Annotated in this window: 16 protein-coding genes, 2 tRNA genes, 3 rRNA genes and 1 pseudogene; 17 read left to right on the top strand and 5 right to left on the bottom strand. The window is 47.9% G+C overall.

Going from position 1 to position 22,107, the window contains the following annotated elements; all coding sequences use genetic code 11:
• The 14 genes and pseudogenes from K0J45_RS12085 (at position 1) to K0J45_RS12020 (ending at position 14,927) form a co-directional block, all read left to right on the top strand.
• Entirely contained in the window at positions 1–474 is a 474-nt protein-coding gene (locus K0J45_RS12085; protein ID WP_220042737.1) for a TadE family protein, read from the top strand.
• Entirely contained in the window at positions 471–905 is a 435-nt protein-coding gene (locus tag K0J45_RS12080; RefSeq protein WP_220042736.1) for a TadE/TadG family type IV pilus assembly protein, read from the top strand. Before K0J45_RS12085 ends, K0J45_RS12080 begins: the two co-directional genes overlap by 4 nt.
• A gap of 80 nt (positions 906–985) precedes the next feature.
• Positions 986–2,230 carry a CpaE/TadZ family protein gene (locus K0J45_RS12075; protein WP_220042735.1) on the top strand — a complete coding sequence of 415 codons (1,245 nt, stop codon included), beginning with the start codon at positions 986–988 and terminating at the stop codon, positions 2,228–2,230.
• 19 nt (positions 2,231–2,249) lie between these two features.
• A complete protein-coding gene (locus K0J45_RS12070; protein WP_220045293.1) occupies positions 2,250–3,575 on the top strand; it encodes a TadA family conjugal transfer-associated ATPase in 1,326 nt (441 codons plus the stop codon).
• A gap of 11 nt (positions 3,576–3,586) precedes the next feature.
• The gene (locus tag K0J45_RS12065) at positions 3,587–4,564 is read left to right on the top strand and encodes a type II secretion system F family protein (RefSeq protein ID WP_220042734.1); all 978 of its coding nucleotides are present in this window, start codon (positions 3,587–3,589) and stop codon (positions 4,562–4,564) included.
• A gap of 1 nt (position 4,565) precedes the next feature.
• Positions 4,566–5,537, top strand: coding sequence for a type II secretion system F family protein (locus K0J45_RS12060; protein WP_220042733.1), 972 nt, complete (start codon positions 4,566–4,568; stop codon positions 5,535–5,537).
• A 51-nt stretch (positions 5,538–5,588) separates the two neighbouring features.
• Positions 5,589–6,584, top strand: a complete 996-nt coding sequence (locus K0J45_RS12055; protein WP_220042732.1) for a tetratricopeptide repeat protein — start codon at positions 5,589–5,591, stop codon at positions 6,582–6,584.
• 225 nt (positions 6,585–6,809) lie between these two features.
• A pseudogene (locus K0J45_RS12050) lies at positions 6,810–7,033 on the top strand (HAD hydrolase-like protein); the annotation flags it as partial.
• A 616-nt stretch (positions 7,034–7,649) separates the two neighbouring features.
• Positions 7,650–9,194, top strand: a 16S ribosomal RNA gene (locus tag K0J45_RS12045).
• A 255-nt stretch (positions 9,195–9,449) separates the two neighbouring features.
• Positions 9,450–9,526: transfer RNA gene (locus K0J45_RS12040), tRNA-Ile, on the top strand.
• 114 nt (positions 9,527–9,640) lie between these two features.
• Positions 9,641–9,716: transfer RNA gene (locus K0J45_RS12035), tRNA-Ala, on the top strand.
• A 296-nt stretch (positions 9,717–10,012) separates the two neighbouring features.
• Positions 10,013–12,905 (top strand): 23S ribosomal RNA (locus K0J45_RS12030).
• Between the two features lie 171 nt (positions 12,906–13,076).
• A 5S ribosomal RNA gene (gene rrf, locus K0J45_RS12025) occupies positions 13,077–13,192 on the top strand.
• The 16S, 23S and 5S rRNA genes sit together here with 2 tRNA genes alongside, the layout of an rRNA operon.
• 811 nt (positions 13,193–14,003) lie before the next feature.
• Entirely contained in the window at positions 14,004–14,927 is a 924-nt protein-coding gene (locus K0J45_RS12020; protein WP_258406678.1) for a patatin-like phospholipase family protein, read from the top strand.
• 134 nt (positions 14,928–15,061) lie between these two features.
• Here the strand turns inward: K0J45_RS12020 and K0J45_RS12015 are convergent, their stop codons facing one another.
• On the bottom strand, positions 15,062–15,820 hold the full coding sequence (locus K0J45_RS12015; protein WP_220042731.1) for a DUF2057 domain-containing protein: 759 nt from the start codon (positions 15,818–15,820) through the stop codon (positions 15,062–15,064).
• 191 nt (positions 15,821–16,011) lie between these two features.
• On the opposite strand from K0J45_RS12015, the gene K0J45_RS12010 reads away from it, so the two are divergent.
• Both K0J45_RS12010 and corA read left to right on the top strand, forming a co-directional pair.
• Positions 16,012–16,380 (top strand): hypothetical protein, encoded by a 369-nt coding sequence (locus K0J45_RS12010; protein ID WP_220042730.1) that lies wholly within the window; start codon positions 16,012–16,014, stop codon positions 16,378–16,380.
• A gap of 161 nt (positions 16,381–16,541) precedes the next feature.
• On the top strand, positions 16,542–17,489 hold the full coding sequence (gene corA, locus K0J45_RS12005; protein ID WP_220042729.1) for a magnesium/cobalt transporter CorA: 948 nt from the start codon (positions 16,542–16,544) through the stop codon (positions 17,487–17,489).
• Between the two features lie 74 nt (positions 17,490–17,563).
• On the opposite strand, the gene K0J45_RS12000 is transcribed toward corA, so the two are convergent.
• Together K0J45_RS12000 and K0J45_RS11995 are read right to left on the bottom strand one after the other, a co-directional pair.
• Complete coding sequence (locus K0J45_RS12000; RefSeq protein WP_220042728.1) at positions 17,564–17,872, bottom strand: DUF3135 domain-containing protein; 309 nt, start codon at positions 17,870–17,872, stop codon at positions 17,564–17,566.
• Positions 17,873–17,961: 89 nt separating this feature from the next.
• A complete protein-coding gene (locus K0J45_RS11995) occupies positions 17,962–19,227 on the bottom strand; it encodes a cyclic di-GMP phosphodiesterase (protein ID WP_220042727.1) in 1,266 nt (421 codons plus the stop codon).
• Between the two features lie 120 nt (positions 19,228–19,347).
• Here K0J45_RS11995 and K0J45_RS11990 point away from each other — a divergent pair, with 120 nt between their 5' ends.
• On the top strand, positions 19,348–20,043 hold the full coding sequence (locus K0J45_RS11990) for a 2OG-Fe(II) oxygenase (RefSeq protein ID WP_011866147.1): 696 nt from the start codon (positions 19,348–19,350) through the stop codon (positions 20,041–20,043).
• Here K0J45_RS11990 and K0J45_RS11985 read toward each other — a convergent pair.
• Both K0J45_RS11985 and K0J45_RS11980 read right to left on the bottom strand, forming a co-directional pair.
• The gene (locus tag K0J45_RS11985) at positions 20,040–21,389 is read right to left on the bottom strand and encodes an ATP-binding protein (protein WP_220042726.1); all 1,350 of its coding nucleotides are present in this window, start codon (positions 21,387–21,389) and stop codon (positions 20,040–20,042) included. The two genes, K0J45_RS11990 and K0J45_RS11985, sit on opposite strands and share 4 nt — an antisense overlap.
• Complete coding sequence (locus K0J45_RS11980) at positions 21,380–22,054, bottom strand: response regulator (RefSeq protein WP_011866145.1); 675 nt, start codon at positions 22,052–22,054, stop codon at positions 21,380–21,382. The genes K0J45_RS11985 and K0J45_RS11980 overlap by 10 nt, the downstream gene beginning before the upstream one ends.
• Between the last annotated feature and the right edge of the window lie 53 nt (positions 22,055–22,107).

Below are 22,107 nucleotides of genomic sequence, written 5' to 3'. Positions count from 1 at the left end.
ATGAACTTTTCGTTACAAAAGGGCGTCGCGGCAGTTGAGATGACCATTCTTTTGCCTTTTATGTTACTACTGGTTTTTGCAACAGGAGAGTTGGGCCGTTTTTTGTTTCAGTATAATACCTTGACTAAGTTAGTCCGTGACGCTGGATTGTATTTAGGGGCTCACGCTGATACTCGGCAAACATCGAACCTTCCTTATCCATTGATTGATGCCGAATGTGGTAACTGTATTTCAGAAACCAAAAATTTACTTATTTATGGAAAGACGAGTGGAGGGACAGACCCGCTCTTAAAGGGATTAAGTGCGGCAGATATTAATATTAGTGAAATTCCCGTAGGCAGTCGGAGATTGGTTATTTCTGTTTCCTACAACTGGCAACCTATATTGGGGGAAAAACTTACAACTTTTGGCTTAGGTAATGAAGTTGATCTTAGTTTTAATCTTAAAACAAACTATGCGGTCACAGCATTATGAATAGAGTAAAAGGTATCTATACTGTTGAGTTTGCTATTGTTGCGGCTGTTTTTTTTCTCTTATTATTTGCTGCAATTGAGGTTGGGAGGTTGTTGTATACTTATAGTGTATTGCAAGAAGCCTCACGTCGTGCGGCGAGATTAGCTGTTGTCTGTCAACCGACAACAAATATAGATAGTTTAGCCTTGTTTAATGGCAGGGATTTAGTTCCAAATTTAACAGCAGATAACTTAGATATTAGCTTTCTCCTGGGAAATGGTGACTCTGCAACAGGTGCCGATATAGAGTTTGTCAAAGCTGAAATTAAGAACTATCGGCATGATTTATGGATACCTGGATTACATCTTAGCCTGAACTCGCCAGTATTCACTACTACGCTCCCGCGAGAGAGTTTGGGAGTTTTTCCTGGAGGAACCACTGTCTGCCAATAATTCAATATTAATATGATGACTCTTCGAAATAGCGACTATAGTAATGATAGGGATTGTTGTCGTAACTCAAGGTTGATTGTATGGAAAAACCATTGAAATTATTCACTAGCGCATCAAGTAGTGCTTCAAGTTTGGAGGGGAAAATGGATTTTTACATGCCTTCTCCGCTGAATGTCTTGTTAATAGACGTGCAAAAAGAATTTTTGCCAAAGATTGAGGCCAATTTAACGCAATGTGTCAATTTACATTGGGAAAAGACCACGGATTTAACCGGGAGTAAAAATGCTGATGCTTCAGGTAAGTCGTTTAACCTAATTTTGTTGGTGATCCCTAATGAAGAGGCATTAGCTCAACAAGCATTAGCATGTGCTGCTGGTTATAAGTCTGAGGTAATTATTTTAGGGAGGGATACTCCTCAAGAAGTAATACGGCACGCATTTCAGTATGGAGTGAGTGACTTTATCCCTATGGATGCGCCCGATATTGAATTGATCACTGCGCTTAAAAATGTTGCGCAGCGGTTAAGCTCCAAGGCCGAGCTTTCTCCTGTATTAGCAGTGGTTAACGGGAAAGGAGGGTCTGGTGCCAGTTTTATTGCATCAAGTCTTGCGGCCATTGCTGCTCAGCGTGGTGATATGGATGTAGCTTTATTGGATACCGACTTACATCATGGAGCGTTGGCCCATATTTTAGGTGTAGAACCCAATTACTATCTTGTTGATGCTTTACAGGCGTTGGATGATCTTGATGAGGTAGCATTACGTAGTGCAATGATATCGAAAGGTAAATTACATTTACTTGCCGCAGCTCCTTTTTCATTATTGAATTTGCATAACGATGTTAAGCTGGAAAATATATATGATCTAATCTGGAAATGTCGCCAATATAATGATCAGGTTATTTTGGATTATTCACGTGGGCCAGAGTATTGGAATATTGAACTGCTCCGCAATGCAGATATTTTGATTGTAGTGCAACAGAATTTAATAATGATTAGAGAGGCGAAGGCTCTTATTTTGCAACTGATTAATCATTTGGCCATTGATAAAGACAGGGTTCATATATTGGTTAATAGGTATGATAGGTCGGATGCGCAAATCAAATTGAATGATGTTAAAAATGCGATTGGTGTAGATTCTGTCTTTGTTGTAGAAAATGATTATAAATTAGCGAGTCAATGTGAAGATTTAGGTCGTCCCATCACAGAAATAGCTAAAAAACAGAGAATGTATCTTGATTTGGTCGACTTAACACAAAAATTAATTCCTGCAAACGGTAGTAAAGAAGATAAAGCTAAAGGTTTCTGGGCGCGTTTATTAGGATAATTGATTGAGGGACCAAATGATGGATAATAAGAGTTTGGCTGCTAAAGAAAGTTATCAACCCTTGAGCGTTGAAGAACAACAGCTAAAAATTAGGTTGTACGATAAGCTACTAGGTGTGATGGATCTATCATTAATTGAAACTGTTTCTGCTGAACAAGCGCGTAGTCAAATAAGTGAAATATGTGAACGACTTATAAATGAGTTGCACATTCCTATTAACCTTGCTTCTAGAAAAAAACTAATAAAACTTATTATAGATGAAGTGTTGGGTTTGGGGCCATTAGAGACGTTATTAGCAGATCCGACTATATCTGATATTTTAGTGAACTCTTTTGATCGGGTATATGTTGAACGCCATGGTAAGTTAGAGCATGTTAATATTAAGTTCCATAGTAATGCTCATCTTCTTAATATTATTGATCGTATTGTTTCCAGTGTCGGTCGTCGTATTGATGAGTCCTCGCCTATGGTTGATGCTCGATTGGCAGATGGCTCAAGGGTTAATGCCATTATTCCTCCCTTGGCCTTAGACGGCCCTTCGCTTTCTATTCGACGTTTTTCAGTCGATAAATTGACAGCAAAAGAGTTGATCGATTATGGGTCAATTACAGCTGAAATGGTCGAGCTTCTCCAAGGCGTCGTAAAGGGAAAGTTAAATGTATTGGTTTCGGGCGGAACAGGTAGTGGTAAAACAACATTACTTAACATGTTGTCAGGCTATATTCCATCTGATGAACGTATTGTAACCATTGAGGATTCTGCCGAACTCCAATTACAACAGCCGCATACCGTTAGATTAGAGACGCGTCCGCAAAATATTGAAGGTCGTGGAGAGGTGACTCAGCGAGATCTCGTTAAGAACTGTTTGCGTATGCGACCAGATCGAATTGTAGTGGGTGAGGTTCGTGGAGGTGAAGCATTAGACATGCTCACCGCAATGAATACTGGCCACGAAGGATCACTCACTACATTGCATGCCAATAGCCCTCGAGATGCACTAGGCAGATTAGAATACATGGTCTGCATGGCTGGGTTCGATATGCCTGTGAATAATATTAGAACTCAGATCGCCTCAGCGATAGATTTGGTGGTTCAACTTGAGCGACAAGAAGACGGGCACAGGCGTGTAATTAGCATTCAGGAAATTAATGGAATGGAGGGGGACATCATTACGATGTCTGAAATATTCCGTTTTACTCGTGAAGGTATCGATGAACATCGCCAAATTAAGGGCCGTTTTGAAGCGACAGGAGTTATACCGGGTTTTCATTCTAAACTGAAACAGCATGGGATCGATCTATCCTATAAGTTGTTTAATTGTGGTGATCCTTTCGCTAAGTTTTAGGAGCTTAATTTATGCTTTCTAATGAAATGATATTTTTAGGGCTAATATTTATCGCTGTTATTTTCCTTTCTCAGGCCTTATTTCTACCTGTATATAGTCCACAGCGCGCTAAAACAGCGCAAGTTCGTAAACGCTTACAGAAGTTATCGCAAGAGTCTGGTGATGGTGTGCTAGAGACTTCGTTACTTAGAAAAAATCGTTTAAGTAAAGTGGGCGCGATAGGGCGAGCATTAGAGCATGTAGGTTTTATCGAAGATTTGAGCTATCGACTCGAGCTTGCTGATTATCGGTTGTTAGGCCATCAATTCTTGCTATTGGCACTGTTGATAGCCGGCTTGGTCGGGGGGGGGAGCTGGTGGTACATGCGGGAACCATTAATGACGGTGTTCGCCATTTTGATGGTATTTATGTTGTTCTTTTTCAAACTTAATAAGGATACTGCTAAAAGGATGGATGCCATTGAAGCAAGTTTTCCTGATGCACTTGATGTGTTAAGGCGAGCTTTGCAAGCCGGCTATTCCTTTTCTGATGCAATTAAGTTAGTGACTGAAGAAATGGACGGTCCACTGGCCAAAGAGTTTAGTCTAATGTTTGCAAACATCAATTACAGCAAAGACACTAAAAGAGCCATTCTCGGATTTATTGAACGTGTACCAAGTGTATCTGCAATGGCATTTGCAAGTGCGGTCATGGTGCAGAAAGAAACGGGCGGTAATTTAGCGGAAAATATTGAGAACTTATCGCAAGTTATTCGTAAGCGTTTTATGTTTCGTCGACGTGTGAGAACCCTTTCGGCAGAGGGAAGACTTTCTGCTTGGATCTTAATTTTATTGCCTTTCGTACTCTTTGCGGTGATTTACATACAGACACCTAGTTATGTTGGCGAACTCACGGGAACTGAAGATGGGCGTCGTTTATTAGTATGGGGCGCGATTGGCATGACCCTCGGTGGGCTTTGGATCAGTAAATTGATTAGGATTGATATGTGATATGGATTACTTAATAGGGCTTATTAACCAGGTTTTTGATGATCCGAAACATGTTGAATGGGCGATATATATTGTCGCAGCGATAGTTGGCATAACTCTCGCGCTATCAGTTTCATTTCTAATTAGCGGTGTTTATTCGCCTGTAAGAAAACGTTTACAGCATATTGCTGGTGATCAAACTAGCTCAGGAACGGATGAGCAGAGCGATGTCAACAAGACCTTAGAACATGGAATTGGAAAGTTAAGTAAGTTTTCTTTTTTGAATTTATCTAATGATGAAACTCGTCGGTTACTAATACATGCAGGTTTGCATTCAGATAACGCATTAGCGGTATTTAGTGCAATTAGGCTCTTGTTACTCTTGATTGGTGCAGGGATTTCTATCGTTCTTCTTCAATATTTAAATGAGTTGTCCGCCATGATCAGCATCTATTTAGTATGTTTGATTATGGGGGGGGTCTTTTTAGCTCCTTCGTTGATTTTGACCTATATGGCCAATAAACGTATGCGAGCATTGCGGGTAGGGTTTCCAGATGCACTTGATCTGCTGGTTGTCTGTTGTGAGGCCGGATTAGGGCTTCTTGCTGCCTTACAGCGTGTAGCCAGAGAGCTTTCATTGAGTCATCCCGATCTGTCCAGTGAACTTGAATTGGTGTGTAATAAAATACGAGCGGGGCTGACAGTAAAAGTCGCCTTGAATGAGTTTACAGAACGCACAGGTCTGGAGGATATTAAGGGACTCAATTCGGCTATCTCACAAAGCATAAGATTAGGTACTGGGATTGCAGCCACTCTAAGGGTATTTTCGGAGGAATATCGTGACAAACGCTTGCAACAAGCCGAAGAACAAGCGGCAAAGATGGCCGTGAAAATGATATTTCCGATGATGTTTTGTATATGGCCCTCTTTCTTTATTGTTGCCGTGGGTCCGGCAGTGCTTAAAGTGATGAAAGTCTGGGGGCAAGCTTTCTAAATTTGGAATGGGGCAATATGCTGTGCTTTAAATAAACTAAGGAGCGAGTTTATGGAAATTAACTACGGGAGATCGCGGCAATTGACAGTTGTCGTGTTGGTTTTTTTACTCATTCTGTGTGGCTGCGCATCTACCAATGAGGAAGCTCAAATATCTCCCCAACCTCAGCGTCAAGATCTATATAAAGGGCAGTCTCAAGTAACTTTGGGAGCGAGTGCGCCAATGTCTGAGCAGGATGCACTCAAACGAGCCATCGATGCAGAGCGAGCAGGAGATCTGGATAAGGCGCTTTATGCTTATATTCAAGCGTTAGATTTTAATCAGAACAATGCCGATACTTTCTATCAAATTGCTCGAATTAACTTGGCTAAAGGTAATCAAGATATTGCGTTTAAAGCGTATAACGAAGCTCTGACTATTGCTCCAGAGCACAAGTTAGCCAATGCAGAATTAGGGATTCTTGAGATTGACCAGCGTCAATACACTTTGGCACGAAAACATCTTGAAAAGACTGTCTTGCTCGATCAACAAAGATTAGCAGAGCAGAAGAATGCCGCTGCTAATACTGGGTATATTGCTTTGGATGAGCTGTCTCCTTTAAGAGTGTATAACGCATTGGGGATTTTAGAAGACCTTGAGAATTATCATCAGATGGCGAGGACCTATTTTTTGTTGGTCTTAGCGTTTCAGCCCCAATCATCAGTAATTGCGACTAATTTAGGTTATTCATTTTACCTAGTTGGAGACTACGAAAAATCAGAAGTCTATCTTAAGCAGGCATTAAGAGCCGATCCTAGTTTTAATCGAGCATGGTCAAATTTAGGCCTGGTCTACATACGCCAAGGTTTGTATCGAAAAGCCTTGGCTAGTTTTGAGCAGACAATGTCCAAAGCAGATGCATTAAATGATCTGGGTTACTTCTTAATGTTAGAAGGAAAGTATGAGCATGCGATCACTATGTTTAAGCAAGCGATAGACACTTCACCTACTTATTTTGAGCGTGCACAGAAAAATCTTAAAATAGCATTGGCTTCTAAAATGAATTAACAATCAGGTCAGCTAACTAGACTCTTGCTTTAGCTAATGCTTGGCTGAGGCATTATCGGTCTTACTCGTTTTTTAAGACACTTTAAGAGAGATCTATTGCAGTCATAAGTGGTAGTTAAAGTATTTACAAATGCGTAGCCTGCTGAAGAGTTTAAGTATAGGGCAAACAAGCAATAGGGTAAGGAAGTGCACTGTGATAGTCATAAGCCAAACCCTGAGCTTGAGCCAGGCAATTTCAAGAGTGAGCGCAATTTTTGAAAATAGTCTTGAGTCGCTCTGTCATGGTGGGGGACAAGCGTGACGATATGTTGGCCGCCGAGGCGGCAGGGGTACCGACCCGTATCTTAGTGCGCACCGGCAAAACGGTAACAGATGAAGCCATCGCCGCGGCTACTGTCGTTTTAGACTCTATCGCCGATGTGCCGACTTACCTGGCGTCGCTATACTAGTTACAAGTCCTTATAAGCTAGTGATGAAGTCATTATCGGATTAAGTCGTTATCTGATGAATGTATTATCTATGGTTATTAATAGCTATTAAGTCGCCTTTATATGCCTTTGATGGGCGAATCTAGTCAGAATCGCCTTTTTGCTCGTTTATCTCGACCAGATTAGACGAACCTAGTGACCGAAAATCACTATATCATTCCTCAAAATGTGCCTTTTCTGATGGCTAATTCGTCATATTGTTCGATGTTTGAGCATTTGATCCGAATTTATAAAACAATCTGAGAAAAGGCCTTGACGCCTCGGTCGCCCTGAGTAGAATACGCAGCCCTAGCCACTTGGAACTGCCGAGATGTGCTAGCGCTCATGAGGTGTTTAAGCCAGCATGGGCACGCTCTTTAACAATTTATCAAGTAATCTGTGTGGACACTCACAGGTATTGAGTTAATCGAAAACGATTTAAATCTCAATGCAATTTCTCATTAGAGATAATGAGTGTTCATAGCAATATGTCTTACAGAAATGTAAGTATCAAGTTTACTGCTTCTTTGTGAACGCAGTGAATGAGAAACAGTAGAATTCATTGAGTCGTTTGGCGCAAGCCAAATACAAAAACTTTTAATTGAAGAGTTTGATCATGGCTCAGATTGAACGCTGGCGGCAGGCCTAACACATGCAAGTCGAGCGGTAACATTTCAAAAGCTTGCTTTTGAAGATGACGAGCGGCGGACGGGTGAGTAATGCCTAGGGAACTGCCCAGTCGAGGGGGATAACAGTTGGAAACGACTGCTAATACCGCATACGCCCTACGGGGGAAAGAAGGGGACCTTCGGGCCTTTCGCGATTGGATGTACCTAGGTGGGATTAGCTAGTAGGTGAGGTAATGGCTCACCTAGGCGACGATCCCTAGCTGTTCTGAGAGGATGATCAGCCACACTGGGACTGAGACACGGCCCAGACTCCTACGGGAGGCAGCAGTGGGGAATATTGCACAATGGGCGCAAGCCTGATGCAGCCATGCCGCGTGTGTGAAGAAGGCCTTCGGGTTGTAAAGCACTTTCAGCGAGGAGGAAAGGTTAACGGTTAATACCCGTTAGCTGTGACGTTACTCGCAGAAGAAGCACCGGCTAACTTCGTGCCAGCAGCCGCGGTAATACGAGGGGTGCAAGCGTTAATCGGAATTACTGGGCGTAAAGCGTACGCAGGCGGTTGATTAAGCGAGATGTGAAAGCCCCGGGCTTAACCTGGGAACTGCATTTCGAACTGGTCAACTAGAGTCTTGTAGAGGGGGGTAGAATTTCAGGTGTAGCGGTGAAATGCGTAGAGATCTGAAGGAATACCGGTGGCGAAGGCGGCCCCCTGGACAAAGACTGACGCTCAGGTACGAAAGCGTGGGGAGCAAACAGGATTAGATACCCTGGTAGTCCACGCCGTAAACGATGTCTACTCGGAATTTGGTGTCTTGAACACTGGGTTCTCAAGCTAACGCATTAAGTAGACCGCCTGGGGAGTACGGCCGCAAGGTTAAAACTCAAATGAATTGACGGGGGCCCGCACAAGCGGTGGAGCATGTGGTTTAATTCGATGCAACGCGAAGAACCTTACCTACTCTTGACATCCAGAGAACTTTCCAGAGATGGATTGGTGCCTTCGGGAACTCTGAGACAGGTGCTGCATGGCTGTCGTCAGCTCGTGTTGTGAAATGTTGGGTTAAGTCCCGCAACGAGCGCAACCCTTATCCTTACTTGCCAGCGGGTAATGCCGGGAACTTTAGGGAGACTGCCGGTGATAAACCGGAGGAAGGTGGGGACGACGTCAAGTCATCATGGCCCTTACGAGTAGGGCTACACACGTGCTACAATGGTCGGTACAGAGGGTTGCGAAGCCGCGAGGTGGAGCTAATCTCACAAAGCCGGTCGTAGTCCGGATTGGAGTCTGCAACTCGACTCCATGAAGTCGGAATCGCTAGTAATCGTGGATCAGAATGCCACGGTGAATACGTTCCCGGGCCTTGTACACACCGCCCGTCACACCATGGGAGTGGGCTGCACCAGAAGTAGATAGCTTAACCTTCGGGAGGGCGTTTACCACGGTGTGGTTCATGACTGGGGTGAAGTCGTAACAAGGTAGCCCTAGGGGAACCTGGGGCTGGATCACCTCCTTACCTATACGATTGAATTGATACTTGGTCGAAAATTGCTCCTGCATTTTCGACATTCGGTACATCCGTGTACCTTTTGAGTGTTCACACAGATTACTTGATAGAAAGATAGAGCAAAGATATACACGTCTATTTAGACGCTGTTAATTTGTTTCAGCGCTAGGCGTTTGAATTACTAACGAAGGAATGTAGATAGCTACATGACTGAGTGAGTAATGAAAAACAACAACGCGATGGAGCAAAGAAACAAGTATAAATGGGTCTGTAGCTCAGCTGGTTAGAGCGCACCCCTGATAAGGGTGAGGTCGGTGGTTCAAGTCCACTCTGACCCACCAATTCTTCGTTGATACTGCGTTATGTATTTCGTCGTTTAGCAGGCTAAACGTCCTCAATACATGCCTTGTTTCAACTCGAATTGGCAAATGTATACTTTGTTCGCTGCATGTAATGGGGCTATAGCTCAGCTGGGAGAGCGCCTGCCTTGCACGCAGGAGGTCTGCGGTTCGATCCCGCATAGCTCCACCATTTGCTCTTAAAGAGAGCATGCAGTTATGGTTAGAGATGCCAAAGATAAATGCAGAATTTATCTTTGGCTTTTTTAAGCCCGGTCGAAATCGTTCCATACGATTTTCGACACTTCCACCATCCGTGGAGGTCGTTCTTTAAAAATTTGGAAAGCTGATAGTAATAACCGAAAGGTTATTGCGAAAAATAATTGAGTTCTCAAAACACACTTTAATCAAGTGACTTGAGTATTCTTTTGGCGAAAGTAGAAACCGTTAGTTGCGATGCAGCTCAGATGAAACTCATTTGGGTTGTATGGTTAAGTGACTAAGCGTATACGGTGGATGCCTTGGCAGTCAGAGGCGATGAAGGACGTAGTAACTTGCGAAAAGCGTTGGCGAGCTAGTAACAAGCATTTGAGCTAACGATGTCCGAATGGGGAAACCCGGCACCATAAGGTGTCATCACTAAGTGAATACATAGCTTAGTGAGGCGAACGAGGGGAACTGAAACATCTAAGTACCCTTAGGAAAAGAAATCAACCGAGATTCCCCTAGTAGCGGCGAGCGAACGGGGATTAGCCCTTAAGCCTAGAGGGTGTTAGTGGAATGTGTTGGAAAGCACAGCGATACAGGGTGATAGCCCCGTACATGAAAACTAACTTTAGGTGAAAACGAGTAGGACGGGACACGTGATATCTTGTTCGAATATGGGGGGACCATCCTCCAAGGCTAAATACTCCTGACTGACCGATAGTGAACCAGTACCGTGAGGGAAAGGCGAAAAGAACCCCTGTGAGGGGAGTGAAATAGAACCTGAAACCGTATACGTACAAGCAGTGGGAGCGGTTCTTGAGACCGTGACTGCGTACCTTTTGTATAATGGGTCAGCGACTTACATTTTGTAGCGAGGTTAAGCGAATAGCGGAGCCGTAGGGAAACCGAGTGTTAACTGCGCGTTTAGTTGCAAGGTGTAGACCCGAAACCCGGTGATCTAGCCATGGGCAGGTTGAAGGTTGAGTAACATCAACTGGAGGACCGAACACACGTATGTTGAAAAATGCGGTGATGACTTGTGGCTGGGGGTGAAAGGCCAATCAAACCGGGAGATATCTGGTTCTCCTCGAAAGCTATTTAGGTAGCGCCTCGAGCGAATACCATTGGGGGTAGAGCACTGTTAAGGCTAGGGGGTCATCCCGACTTACCAACCCTTTGCAAACTCCGAATACCAATGAGTACTACTCGGGAGACACACGGCGGGTGCTAACGTCCGTCGTGAAAAGGGAAACAACCCAGACCATCAGCTAAGGTCCCAAAGTTATTGCTAAGTGGGAAACGATGTGGGAAGGCTTAGACAGCTAGGATGTTGGCTTAGAAGCAGCCATCATTTAAAGAAAGCGTAATAGCTCACTAGTCGAGTCGGCCTGCGCGGAAGATATAACGGGGCTAAGCAATACACCGAAGCTATGGGTACTAGCGCTTGCGCTGGTGCGGTAGAGGAGCGTTCTGTAAGCCGTTGAAGGTGAAGGGGTAACCCACGCTGGAGGTATCAGAAGTGCGAATGCTGACATGAGTAACGATAAAGGGGGTGAAAAACCTCCTCGCCGAAAGACCAAGGGTTCCTGTCCAACGTTAATCGGGGCAGGGTGAGTCGACCCCTAAGGCGAGGCCGAAAGGCGTAGTCGATGGGAAACGGGTTAATATTCCCGTACTTCTGCTAACTGCGATGGAGAGACGGAGAAGGCTAGGCTAGCGCGGCGTTGGTTGTCCGCGTTTAAGGCTGTAGGTAGGGTGCTTAGGCAAATCCGGGCACCTAATACTGAGAGTTGATGACGAGTCACTACGGTGATGAAGTAGTTGATGCCATGCTTCCAGGAAAATCTTCTAAGCTTCAGGTTAGCAGGAATCGTACCCCAAACCGACACAGGTGGTCGGGTAGAGAATACCAAGGCGCTTGAGAGAACTCGGCTGAAGGAACTAGGCAAAATGGTACCGTAACTTCGGGAGAAGGTACGCTCCTGTTGGTGATGAGACTTGCTCTCTAAGCTGACGGGAGTCGCAGATACCAGGTGGCTGCAACTGTTTATCAAAAACACAGCACTGTGCAAAATCGCAAGATGACGTATACGGTGTGACGCCTGCCCGGTGCCGGAAGGTTAATTGATTGGGTTATCTTCGGAGAAGCTCATGATCGAAGCCCCGGTAAACGGCGGCCGTAACTATAACGGTCCTAAGGTAGCGAAATTCCTTGTCGGGTAAGTTCCGACCTGCACGAATGGCGTAATGATGGCCACGCTGTCTCCAGCCGAGACTCAGTGAAGTTGAAATTGCGGTGAAGATGCCGTATACCCGCGGCTAGACGGAAAGACCCCGTGAACCTTTACTATAGCTTGGCACTGAACATTGACCCTACATGTGTAGGATAGGTGGGAGACTTTGAAGCGGGAACGCCAGTTCTCGTGGAGTCATCCTTGAAATACCACCCTTGTAGTGTTGATGTTCTAACTCTGGCCCCTGAATCGGGGTTGAGGACAGTGCCTGGTGGGTAGTTTGACTGGGGCGGTCTCCTCCCAAAGAGTAACGGAGGAGCACGAAGGTTGGCTAAGTACGGTCGGACATCGTACGGTTAGTGCAATGGCATAAGCCAGCTTAACTGCGAGACATACACGTCGAGCAGGTGCGAAAGCAGGTCATAGTGATCCGGTGGTTCTGAATGGAAGGGCCATCGCTCAACGGATAAAAGGTACTCCGGGGATAACAGGCTGATACCGCCCAAGAGTTCATATCGACGGCGGTGTTTGGCACCTCGATGTCGGCTCATCACATCCTGGGGCTGAAGTCGGTCCCAAGGGTATGGCTGTTCGCCATTTAAAGTGGTACGCGAGCTGGGTTCAGAACGTCGTGAGACAGTTCGGTCCCTATCTGCCGTGGGCGTTGGATGATTGAAGGGAGCTGCTCCTAGTACGAGAGGACCGGAGTGGACGAACCGCTGGTGTTCGGGTTGTCATGCCAATGGCATTGCCCGGTAGCTACGTTCGGAATCGATAACCGCTGAAAGCATCTAAGCGGGAAGCGAGCCCTAAGATGAGTCATCCCTAGACCTTTAAGGTCTCTAAAGAGCCGTCCGAGACTAGGACGTTGATAGGCAGGGTGTGTAAGCGTTGTGAGGCGTTGAGCTAACCTGTACTAATGACTCGTGAGGCTTAACCATACAACCCAAAAGGGTTTCGTAAGATGGTTTTACGTAATCAAAAGAATACAAAGTACTTGATTGAAGTGAGGTCATAAATTGCTCCTGTATTTATGACATACAGTACATCCGTGTACTAAAACTCAGATTGACTCTTAGATAAGAGTATAGCTTTCCGAATTTCCAATTTTGTCTGGAAATCATAGCATTGTGGTCCCACCTGATCCCATCCCGAACTCAGAAGTGAAACGCAATCGCGCCGATGGTAGTGTGGGGTCTCCCCATGTGAGAGTAGGTCATTTCCAGGCGCCTAATTAAGTGAAGAAGCCACCTGAATAAGGTGGCTTTTTTGCGTTTGGGGTTTATGAAATTATCGGCATACCCTCTCGAAACCACCTTAAGTAAAGTCAGGTGGCTTATTCACTTATGTAGGCATGAATGCCTACTCCCGACGTCGGTCGATAAATGCTCCTTCTATATCGACACTTCCGCCATCCATGGCGGTCGCCCACCGCTAAGCGGGGTCTCCGGCTACGAAGCATAGCTTCTCCGCGTTCAAGTGAGGCTAAATACTGCGTATTTAAAGCGCCTCACTTTCACCCCCATGTGTTCGCTAAGCGAACCGAGTAGGTCATTTTCAGCTGCTACAGTTTTTTTGCTTTGACAAAGTAACAGGAATGTTTATTCCCTGTGTTAAGTTCTAATCGGATACCTTACGCCCCCATGTGAGAGGCCGTCTGCGTGCGCCATTTCTTTTGCTGGGTCTCGACCTAGCAGTTTATCTCCATCTGTTAATACATCCGTTAATACATCCGTTAATAAGCATTGAATTGGCAGATGTCTTACGCCTCTATGTGAGAGGCTCGGATAGGTTACTTTGAGCTTACTTGGGCGTTAATAGATGTTTTCTATCTGCACGATTTGATCATTCAATTATACAGGGGAGCTAGGGGGATTTAGATTTAGGGTATGAAGCTAATGGCTAACTGGGGCACTAAATCTGTGATGCATTCTCTTAATACGGGCTTTCCTAATGCTGGTTTTCCCACTGCCAGTTTTCCTAACACTGGTTCTCAAAATACTGATTCTACCGGCTCGCTTTCTCTGCTGGGGCCATCCTTGACTCCTAGGGGAGAGGGCAGTCAGATTGAGCGAGTAATTACGCCCGTTCAGGCCAACACGGCACTGATCGCCGAAGGCGGTGGGCAGCGGGGGATATTTACCGCCGGTGTATTAGATGCCTGGCTTGAGAGGGGGTATAACCCTTTTGCGCTGCTCATCGGGACCTCCGCTGGTGCGCAGAATCTCTCGAGTTATCTCACTGGGCAGATTGGCTTTGCCAAGCAGGCGATTAAGGGGGTGTCCCGAGATCCGCAATTTGTGAAGGTGAGTCGCGGTCTTGCCGGAAAGAGTACTGTGGATCTCGATTGGTACTTTAATCAGGTGCAAGGCGAGTCGTTAGGCTTGGATCTGTCTGCCGGGATGCGGGCATTGAGCCATCGCCGGCTGCTTTTTAGCATGACCAATGGCTCTAACTATCAGGCGATATTTCGTCAGCCCAATAAGCAGAACTGGCTTGAGTTACTCAAGGCGTCGAGCGCGCTGCCGTTTCTCTATCGCCAAGGGGTGCCTTTAGAGGACAGCTTTTATGTCGATGGCGGCCTGTCGGCGCCGTTGCCGGTGGAGGAGGCCTATCGGCGCGGGGCGACTAAGATAGTGGTGATCCGTACCATGCCCGAGGAATACCAGGCTTATACCCCTTGGGTGAATCGTCTCAAGTCTTGGATCTGCAGCTCGAATCGCTGCCCGAGGGCGATTGAGTATTACCTGCACCATGAAGCCGAATATAAGCGCTCACTTTCCTTTATCGACAATCCACCTGAGGGCGTGGAGATCATTCAGCTATTTCCCCGCCGCGCACTGGCGAGCAAGTTACTCGGCAGTTCGACGGCAGAGCTTGATAGGGATTACCGCCTCGGGCGGCTGGCGGGGTTTAAGTTCCTGAAACAGGATAGCCTTTCCACCGTGAAGCGTGCCGCATAACGTTATGCTGGCTTAAGCTATTTCACTTAAAGCTGTTTCACTGAAAGCTGTTTCACTGAAAGCTGTTTCACTGAAAGCTATTTCACTGAAAGTAATGCCGCCTATCGATACCTTGAGTAGTCAGCACGGCTGGCTTAGTGCCCGTCTCGCTGAGCCTGTTCGATGAGTCCTATACGCTTTTTAAAGGCTTCTCTGGTGGCTTCATCAGCCTGTTCGTACCAGAAATCTAGCATCTGGCCGACATTGATCTGATCGCGGCGTGGCGTGCCTGTTTGAGTTACAGGCTGAGTGCTTGGTTGACTCGTTGCCTGGCCAGCCGGCTGAGCGCCTTGTGGCGCAGTGGTATGCTGCGCAGCCAAGGCCGTTGAGGCTGCTGCAGGGCTTGCTGCGCCGCTTGACGCGCTGCTTGAGGCACTGTTTGAGGTGCTAGTAGGCGCTACTTGGACTGCTTGATTGATTGCTATGGCCGCAACGCCTTGGCCCATGTTGTAGGCCTTTATCTCTTCGCTGTAATCGCGGCCTATCTGAATTCCATCCTTTAGCAACTTATCCATCTTGTAAGCGACATTCTTGCCTTGGGTATCTGTGAGGCTAATTTGGGGGGCGTCGTTAAATTTCTCCGCCGATTTCGGTGAGTTGATCTTAGGGATGGCGACGCGATAGTGATTGTTATCGCCAGAGAAGGTGACGATAAGGGTCTCTGAGACGAAGCGCTTCTGTTGGCCAAATTCGCGGTAGCTGGCGCGGGCATTAAAGACCAGCTGCTGCGGGCCATTTTGCGAGATCAGCTGATGGCTAGTGATATCCTTACCGTTAAGCAGCAATGGTTCTGCGCTATCTGGCAGTGTGATGGTGACTTCGGCGTGCGCTTGTACAAAAAAGAGTGGGATCAAGAATAGGCAATGGATTAAAGATTTCATGGTAAACCGGGAAAAGAATAATTTATCTGTGTTATAGCACCTCGTGGCCTAGTTGGACAACTTTACAAGCGGCCATTGGGCTTTTTGAGCATCCTGGGGGATGGGTTACAGTAATTTGCTTGCTAAGACTCTATAATGGTGTGGATTAATTCCAGGAGCTTAGCGTGTTAACTAAAATTTTAGTGACTCTGTTAGTGATTGCCGCGGCGATCGCCTATCTTCGAAAGCCTAAGGTGTCCAGCCAACCGACGGCAAGTCAATTGGGTCAGCGAATCGTGTTTAAATACTTTGCCTTTGGTATCGCCGCCCTGGCACTGCTGGGGAGTGGTGGCTACTGGTATTGGTCCTGGCAAGAGGGCAATCAGCTGGTGTATGTCACCATTATCTCGCCGGCGTCTGCCTCGAAAGAGGTCTACCAGGTACGTAAACGCGAGTTACAGAGCGATGCCTTCACCACAGTCGATGGCCTTAAGGTACGCTTGTCGACCCAAGAGCGAATAGTGATAGCCGATACCCCGCCGAATATGAGGTAGGCTGGTTTTTAACACCGCTTCATTTTTATTTTGGTTATATTCCCTTCATTAGCAGTCGATTAGGCTGTTCAATGGCGCGTTATTCGGTAGAATAACGCCAAATTATACCCTGCGCTTGGATGTGGTGCGTTTTCATCTAAGTGTCTTTTTCAGGAGGTCCTATGATCACGGCTTATGTCTTTCAAGCGAATAAGTTATCCATTGTCGAGTTGAATATTCGAGACAGTGTTCCCGAGGGTACCTTATGGCTGGATCTCTACAAACCTGAAGATGACGAACGTGAATGGCTGAGGGGCTATTCGGTAGAGGAGCTACCGGACGAGGAAGATATTAACGAAATTGAGGCCTCGGCGCGTTTCTATCAAAACAAGGATGGTCTACACATCAACTCATTGTTCCCCCAGCGTGTGGGGCAGGATGTTAAAGGGGTGAACGTCTCCTTTAACCTGCGTCCACAGTTTCTGGTGACCATGAGGGAAGATGATGTGGGGCTGATCCGCTTACTGCGTAACTATCTGCGATTAGGCCGCTTAGAGGTACAGACGCCACAGGCACTCTTCCTGGAGCTGTTCAATCTTAAGGTGGATTACCTCTCGGATCTTATCGAAGATGTTTATTCTGTGCTCGATAGTGTGGGTGAGCAGGTGTTTGAGAGCAGTGAACTCGACGATGTGTTTAAGCTGATCACCTTGCAGGAAGACTCCAACGGTAAGATCCGCCTGAGTTTGCTCGATACCCAGCGCTCCCTGCGTTACATGCAGCGTTATTATCGCGGCAAGCTGACCGAGGAAGACCTGAAAGATCTGCGGGAGATGTTGTCGGATATCGAATCTCTGATGCCCCACAGTCAGTTCATCTTCGATAAGTTGAACTTCCTGCTCGATGCGGCCATGGGTTTCAGTGGGCTACAACAAAACAAGATCATCAAGATCTTCTCGGTTGCGGCGGTGATCTTCCTGCCTCCGACCGTGATTGCCAGCGCCTACGGGATGAACTTCGCCAACATGCCTGAGCTTGAGTGGCAGTGGGGTTATCCTATGGCGATCATGATGATGATTGGCAGTGCGGCCTCGACCTATTTCTTCTTCAAGCGTAAAGGCTGGCTCTGATATCAGCCTGAGCTTGGTACCGGCCTGGCTTAAAGCTTTGGCCGGCAGCCAAACGCACATTTTAACGGCGTGAGTTATTTACCTGGATAACAGAGCACCTTAGCTCTGTTATCTGTGTAAAGGTCGGGCTGATTGATCACCTGATTTAAGGTGATGAACTTGTCATTCATCAGCCGCAGCGCCATATAGCAGCGGGCGTAAGGCGTGCTGCAGCGCGACAGCTTGAACTCAAGATGATGACGAATGGTTTCCAGTTGGGCGCGGTTGTTGGCATGGGCCTCGCTGATCAAGGCCTTGTTGAGATTTTTCTGCAGGGTGGCCAGTTGCTGCGGCGCATGCTGCGCCAGCCATTTCAGGCTGTCGAAATCGGGTAGCTCTACCATACTCTTTCCCCTTAGCGCATAAACGCCATAATGCAAGGCCAGTACTCTAATTTTAGTCTGGCCTGCGGAGAAAGACAGTCAGGCGTGCGTTACGCCTTCTTATCGCCACCGAAGAAATAGCTGACCCGCTCTCTGGGACTCAGGTATTTGAAGATCTTTTCCGGCAGGGCCGAGGGGGCGATACACCTGACGATAGTTAGGCCTTCGCTCTCCAGATCCACGATAGGCGCCTGCTCTTTCGGCACGAGCGCATCGTATACCAAGATCCTTGGGAAGAGGATCTTCTCGAGATTCACCGCCATCACCATGGCATATTGTCCGCTGGAAAGTTCCACCACACTGCCTGGCGGATAGACGCCAAGCATCTTGATGAGCTTACCAATTGCCTCCTGATTTAGCCGCTCCTTGTAGTTCTTATACAGGTAGCCGAGTGCCGCATAGGGGGTTCGTGCCTTAACTTGCCCTTCTGGGTGACAGAGCTGATCGTAGAGGTTGACCGCGGCGACCAGCTGGGTTGGCAGGCTGATCTGTTCCGCCTTCAAGCCTCTGGGATAGCCGCTGCCATCGAGAAACTCATGATGGTCTCTGACGATTGGCGCCGCATCTTCGGGGAAGTTATTGGCCAGCTTCAACAGTTCTATCCCCATGGCGGGGTGTTGTCGGATGAAGTTAAGCTCGGGCTGGGTGAGCGGCGTCTTCTTGCGAAGCAGCTGAGGCGGGATCTTGAGTTTGCCCGTATCATGGAACAGGGCGCCCATGCCGACGGCCTCGATATCCTCTCTTGGCCAGTCCAGCTCCTTGGCGATCATCATAGAGAGCACCGCCACGTTGAGGGAGTGATAGTAGATCCCGTCGCTGTCTTTGGCGTCGCTCATCAGGTGCAGCACCAGGTTGTCGGAGTTGAGGAGCTCTTCGGTGATGCTGTTGATCAGCTCCTTGGCGTCGGAAATGGCGTTAAGCGGGCGATTTCTCAGCTTGGCGATCAGGTTGCGCATCATGGCAACTGAGCGGTCAAACTCCTGCTCGGTTTTTTTGAGATCGCGCTTGAGTTTCTTGAGGTGCTCGATACGCTCCTGCTTGTTTTGATTCATCTGCTGACTGAGTTTGGTCAGGTCGCCGTCATCTCTAAAGCTTGGGGCATCGTAGGCATCTTCTTTGCCCAGCGGCGGCGTTGAGCTCTTATCCAGGTCGACAAACACATACTCGATACCGAGTTTTTTGATTAGTTCGATCTGAGCTTCTTGCTTGAGTCTAAAGGAATTAAATAGAAAGGGATGGTCTTTCCAGGAGACAGGTAATCTAACAAAATTGCCCACTTGTAGTTGGTTTGTGTTTACCTTACAGCTTCTGCTCATGTGTCTTTACGTTTGCCTTAAGTTGCGCGTTATTTTATCTGAACCAGCTGGCTTTACAATTACTTAAGCTATGTGTCAGCATAGTTGCATCACAAATTTGTCTAATTTAGCGAGTTGTACATGGATTTCATCGAAGTCTACCCCAATGCCATTCCAGATGAACTGTGCGATCGTCTCATCGAGACCGTCAACACACATCCTGGTGTCATTGATGGTATTACGGGTCATGGTGTTGACCTGGAAAAGAAAATTAGCCGTGACATAACCATGGATAACTTTCAGGAGTTACTGCCACTGAGAAACGAACTCCTTAATTATACGCTAAAACACAGCGCGCAATATTTTGAAAAATATGCCCTGGGGTTGATGGGGGCGGTGGCGGTCACTCTGGCGGACGAACAGGGTAAGCCACAGACCCTGACCCCGGACAATTTCGATACCCTGGGAAGGCACAGGGTGCAGCCTTTGGTGCAGTACCTGTATCGCAGCGGCACCATCAATATTCAGCATTATCAGCAGGGTAAGGGGGGCTACCCCCATTGGCACTCGGAGCAGTTTCCGCAGATGGGACACAACGAGGCGCTGCACAGGGTCGTGCTCTATATGTTTTATCTGAACGATGTGGAAGAGGGCGGTGAAACCGAGTTCTTCTATCAGCAGCGTAAGATTAAGCCGAAGAAGGGCACTATGGTGATTGCGCCGGCAGGCTTCACTCACAGTCACAGGGGCAATATGCCCATCAGTGGCGATAAGTATATCGCCACCTCCTGGGTGATGTTTAACCGCGCCGAGAAGCTATACGCCCCTGTGGGTTAAAGCGGGATCTTGATGGTGAACCTCGCTCCCTCGAGGGATGAGGTATCTATGCTGAGGCTGCCGTTGTAACTGGAGACGATTTCGTTACAGACGGCTAGCCCTATGCCTTGGCCGGCCTTCTGAGTGTCGGCGCGCACGCCGCGCTCTATGATACGTTGACGAATGGCCTCGGGAACCCCCGGGCCGTCATCTTCCACGATCAAGATAAACTCGCTGTTCTCGCCGTAACGGGCGGTGACCGCGACCTTGCTGATACAGAGTTTGAAGGCGTTCTCCATCAGATTGCCGCACAGCTCCATCAGATCGCCTTTGTCGCCGGGGAACACCTGATCATCCGGGATATCGGCGCTAAATTGGATCTGCTTGTCACGGTAGACCTTAAACAGCATCTGCGACAGCTGGTCGATCAGCGGCGCAACCAGGGTCTGCTCCTGCTTGAGGCCCTTACGGCCGAGCATGGCACGCTTGAGCTGATACTTGACCAACTGATCCATCTGACTGACTTGTTCCATGATCTTCTCGCTGGCACTCGACTTGCTCAGGGTCTGATCGTCCGTGATGGCGTGCACCGCCGCCAGACGCGTCTTCAGGCTGTGGGCGAGATCGTTCATCGCGTTCTGGTAGCGCTCCTGCTGGGCGCTGGATTGTACCAGCAGCTGGTTGAGCGCCTGGGTGACCCCTTCGAGCTCCACAGGGTAATCCTCGGAGAGCGCCTTGGCCTTGCCGCTGCTGACCTGGTGCAGCTCGTTCCGCATACGCACCAATGGACGCATTCCCCAGTAGCCAGCACTGATCAATAGCACTAAGGCCAGGGCCAAGATCATGCCGAGGCGCCAGTAGGTGCGGCGACTGAACTTGTCGAATTCCTGCTCCAGCTTCTGAGCGTCTTTCATCACCAGCAGGTTGTATTTTTGCTTGGCGATCTCCACCGAGAGCAGGTAGACGAAGTAGTTTTTACTGTCGGCGAGATTGAGGTAGTAGGGTGGCGAGTCGAAGCGTATCTCGTTGAAGCGCTCACAGGTGTCGAACAGACCACGATCTACGGCCAGAGAGGAGGTCCATACCTGCTTAAACTCCTCGTTGCAGCTGGCGATGATATATTTTTCCGGGGTGTTGTTCTCGTCGAGCCATTCTGAGGTCTCGGGGATCAGGTCGTGCTCTCTCAGCTCGGCGGCCACCTTGGGGATCTCGGCGATAAGCTCGGCGGTCTCTTCGTTGTAGCTATTCTGGGCGTACAATAGGTTGACCAGCCAGGCGAGGCCGAAGCCTACCAAGGCGATGATGGAGAGCGAGGTGAGAAACATCCGCGTGAGCAGACGCTGTTTGGGTTTAAACCTTATTTGCATGGCAGATTAAACTTGTAGCCCTGACCGCGAATGGTGGCGATGGGGTTTTCCAGTCCGCCCTTGGTCAGTTTCTTGCGCAGACGGCTGACCATTACTTCAATGGTGTTGGGATCGCCTTCCTTATCGCCATAGATCACATCCAGCAGTCGCTGTTTGGCCACCACCTCGTGACAGTGGCGCATTAGGTATTCGAGGATCTGATATTCAAACGCGGTCACCTCCATGGGGCTCTGATCCAGCGTGACCTGTTTGGCGGCCAAGTCCAGCTCCAGTGGTCCGCTGGTGATCTGCGGTTTGACGAAGCCCGCACTGCGACGCACCAGGGCGTCGAGTCTGGCGACCAGCTCCTCTTTTTGGAAGGGTTTCACCAGATAGTCGTCGGCGCCGGCGTTGAGCCCCTCGACCTTATCCTGCCAGTTGACCCGGGCGGTGAGGATAAGAATTGGCGCCTTGAGTTCGGCCTTGCGCAGAGACTGGATCAGCGAGATACCGTCTTGATCCGGCAGCCCAAGGTCTATGATGGCAATGTCTATGGGATAGTTAGTCGCTTGATAGAAGCCTTCTTTGGCGGTCTGGGCGACTTGAACCTGGTTGCCTAACTCGCTCAGTTGTACCTTGAGGTGGTGGGACAGTAGGGGATCATCTTCAACGACCAAAATTCTCATATACTTTGCCTATGTTTATTTAAGTGCTCGCTCGGTGACCCGTTGGGGCAATT

Origin of the sequence: Shewanella alkalitolerans (assembly GCF_019457575.1) — a bacterium.
GTDB lineage: Bacteria > Pseudomonadota > Gammaproteobacteria > Enterobacterales > Shewanellaceae > Shewanella > Shewanella loihica.
The sequence above is the reverse complement of the archived record's forward strand: the minus strand, read 5'-3'. Positions and strand labels throughout refer to the sequence as shown.

Coding starts and splice junctions, on each gene's coding strand:
- K0J45_RS12075 (WP_220042735.1), top strand. CDS start 986: ATGGAAAAACCATTGAAATTATTCACTAGCGCATCAAGTAGTGCTTCA.
- K0J45_RS11985 (WP_220042726.1), bottom strand. CDS start 21,389: ATGCAAATAAGGTTTAAACCCAAACAGCGTCTGCTCACGCGGATGTTT.
- K0J45_RS12085 (WP_220042737.1), top strand. CDS start 1: ATGAACTTTTCGTTACAAAAGGGCGTCGCGGCAGTTGAGATGACCATT.
- K0J45_RS12000 (WP_220042728.1), bottom strand. CDS start 17,872: ATGGTAGAGCTACCCGATTTCGACAGCCTGAAATGGCTGGCGCAGCAT.
- K0J45_RS12055 (WP_220042732.1), top strand. CDS start 5,589: ATGGAAATTAACTACGGGAGATCGCGGCAATTGACAGTTGTCGTGTTG.
- K0J45_RS12080 (WP_220042736.1), top strand. CDS start 471: ATGAATAGAGTAAAAGGTATCTATACTGTTGAGTTTGCTATTGTTGCG.
- K0J45_RS11980 (WP_011866145.1), bottom strand. CDS start 22,054: ATGAGAATTTTGGTCGTTGAAGATGATCCCCTACTGTCCCACCACCTC.
- K0J45_RS12060 (WP_220042733.1), top strand. CDS start 4,566: ATGGATTACTTAATAGGGCTTATTAACCAGGTTTTTGATGATCCGAAA.
- K0J45_RS12065 (WP_220042734.1), top strand. CDS start 3,587: ATGCTTTCTAATGAAATGATATTTTTAGGGCTAATATTTATCGCTGTT.
- corA (WP_220042729.1), top strand. CDS start 16,542: ATGATCACGGCTTATGTCTTTCAAGCGAATAAGTTATCCATTGTCGAG.
- K0J45_RS11995 (WP_220042727.1), bottom strand. CDS start 19,227: ATGAGCAGAAGCTGTAAGGTAAACACAAACCAACTACAAGTGGGCAAT.
- K0J45_RS11990 (WP_011866147.1), top strand. CDS start 19,348: ATGGATTTCATCGAAGTCTACCCCAATGCCATTCCAGATGAACTGTGC.
- K0J45_RS12070 (WP_220045293.1), top strand. CDS start 2,250: ATGGATAATAAGAGTTTGGCTGCTAAAGAAAGTTATCAACCCTTGAGC.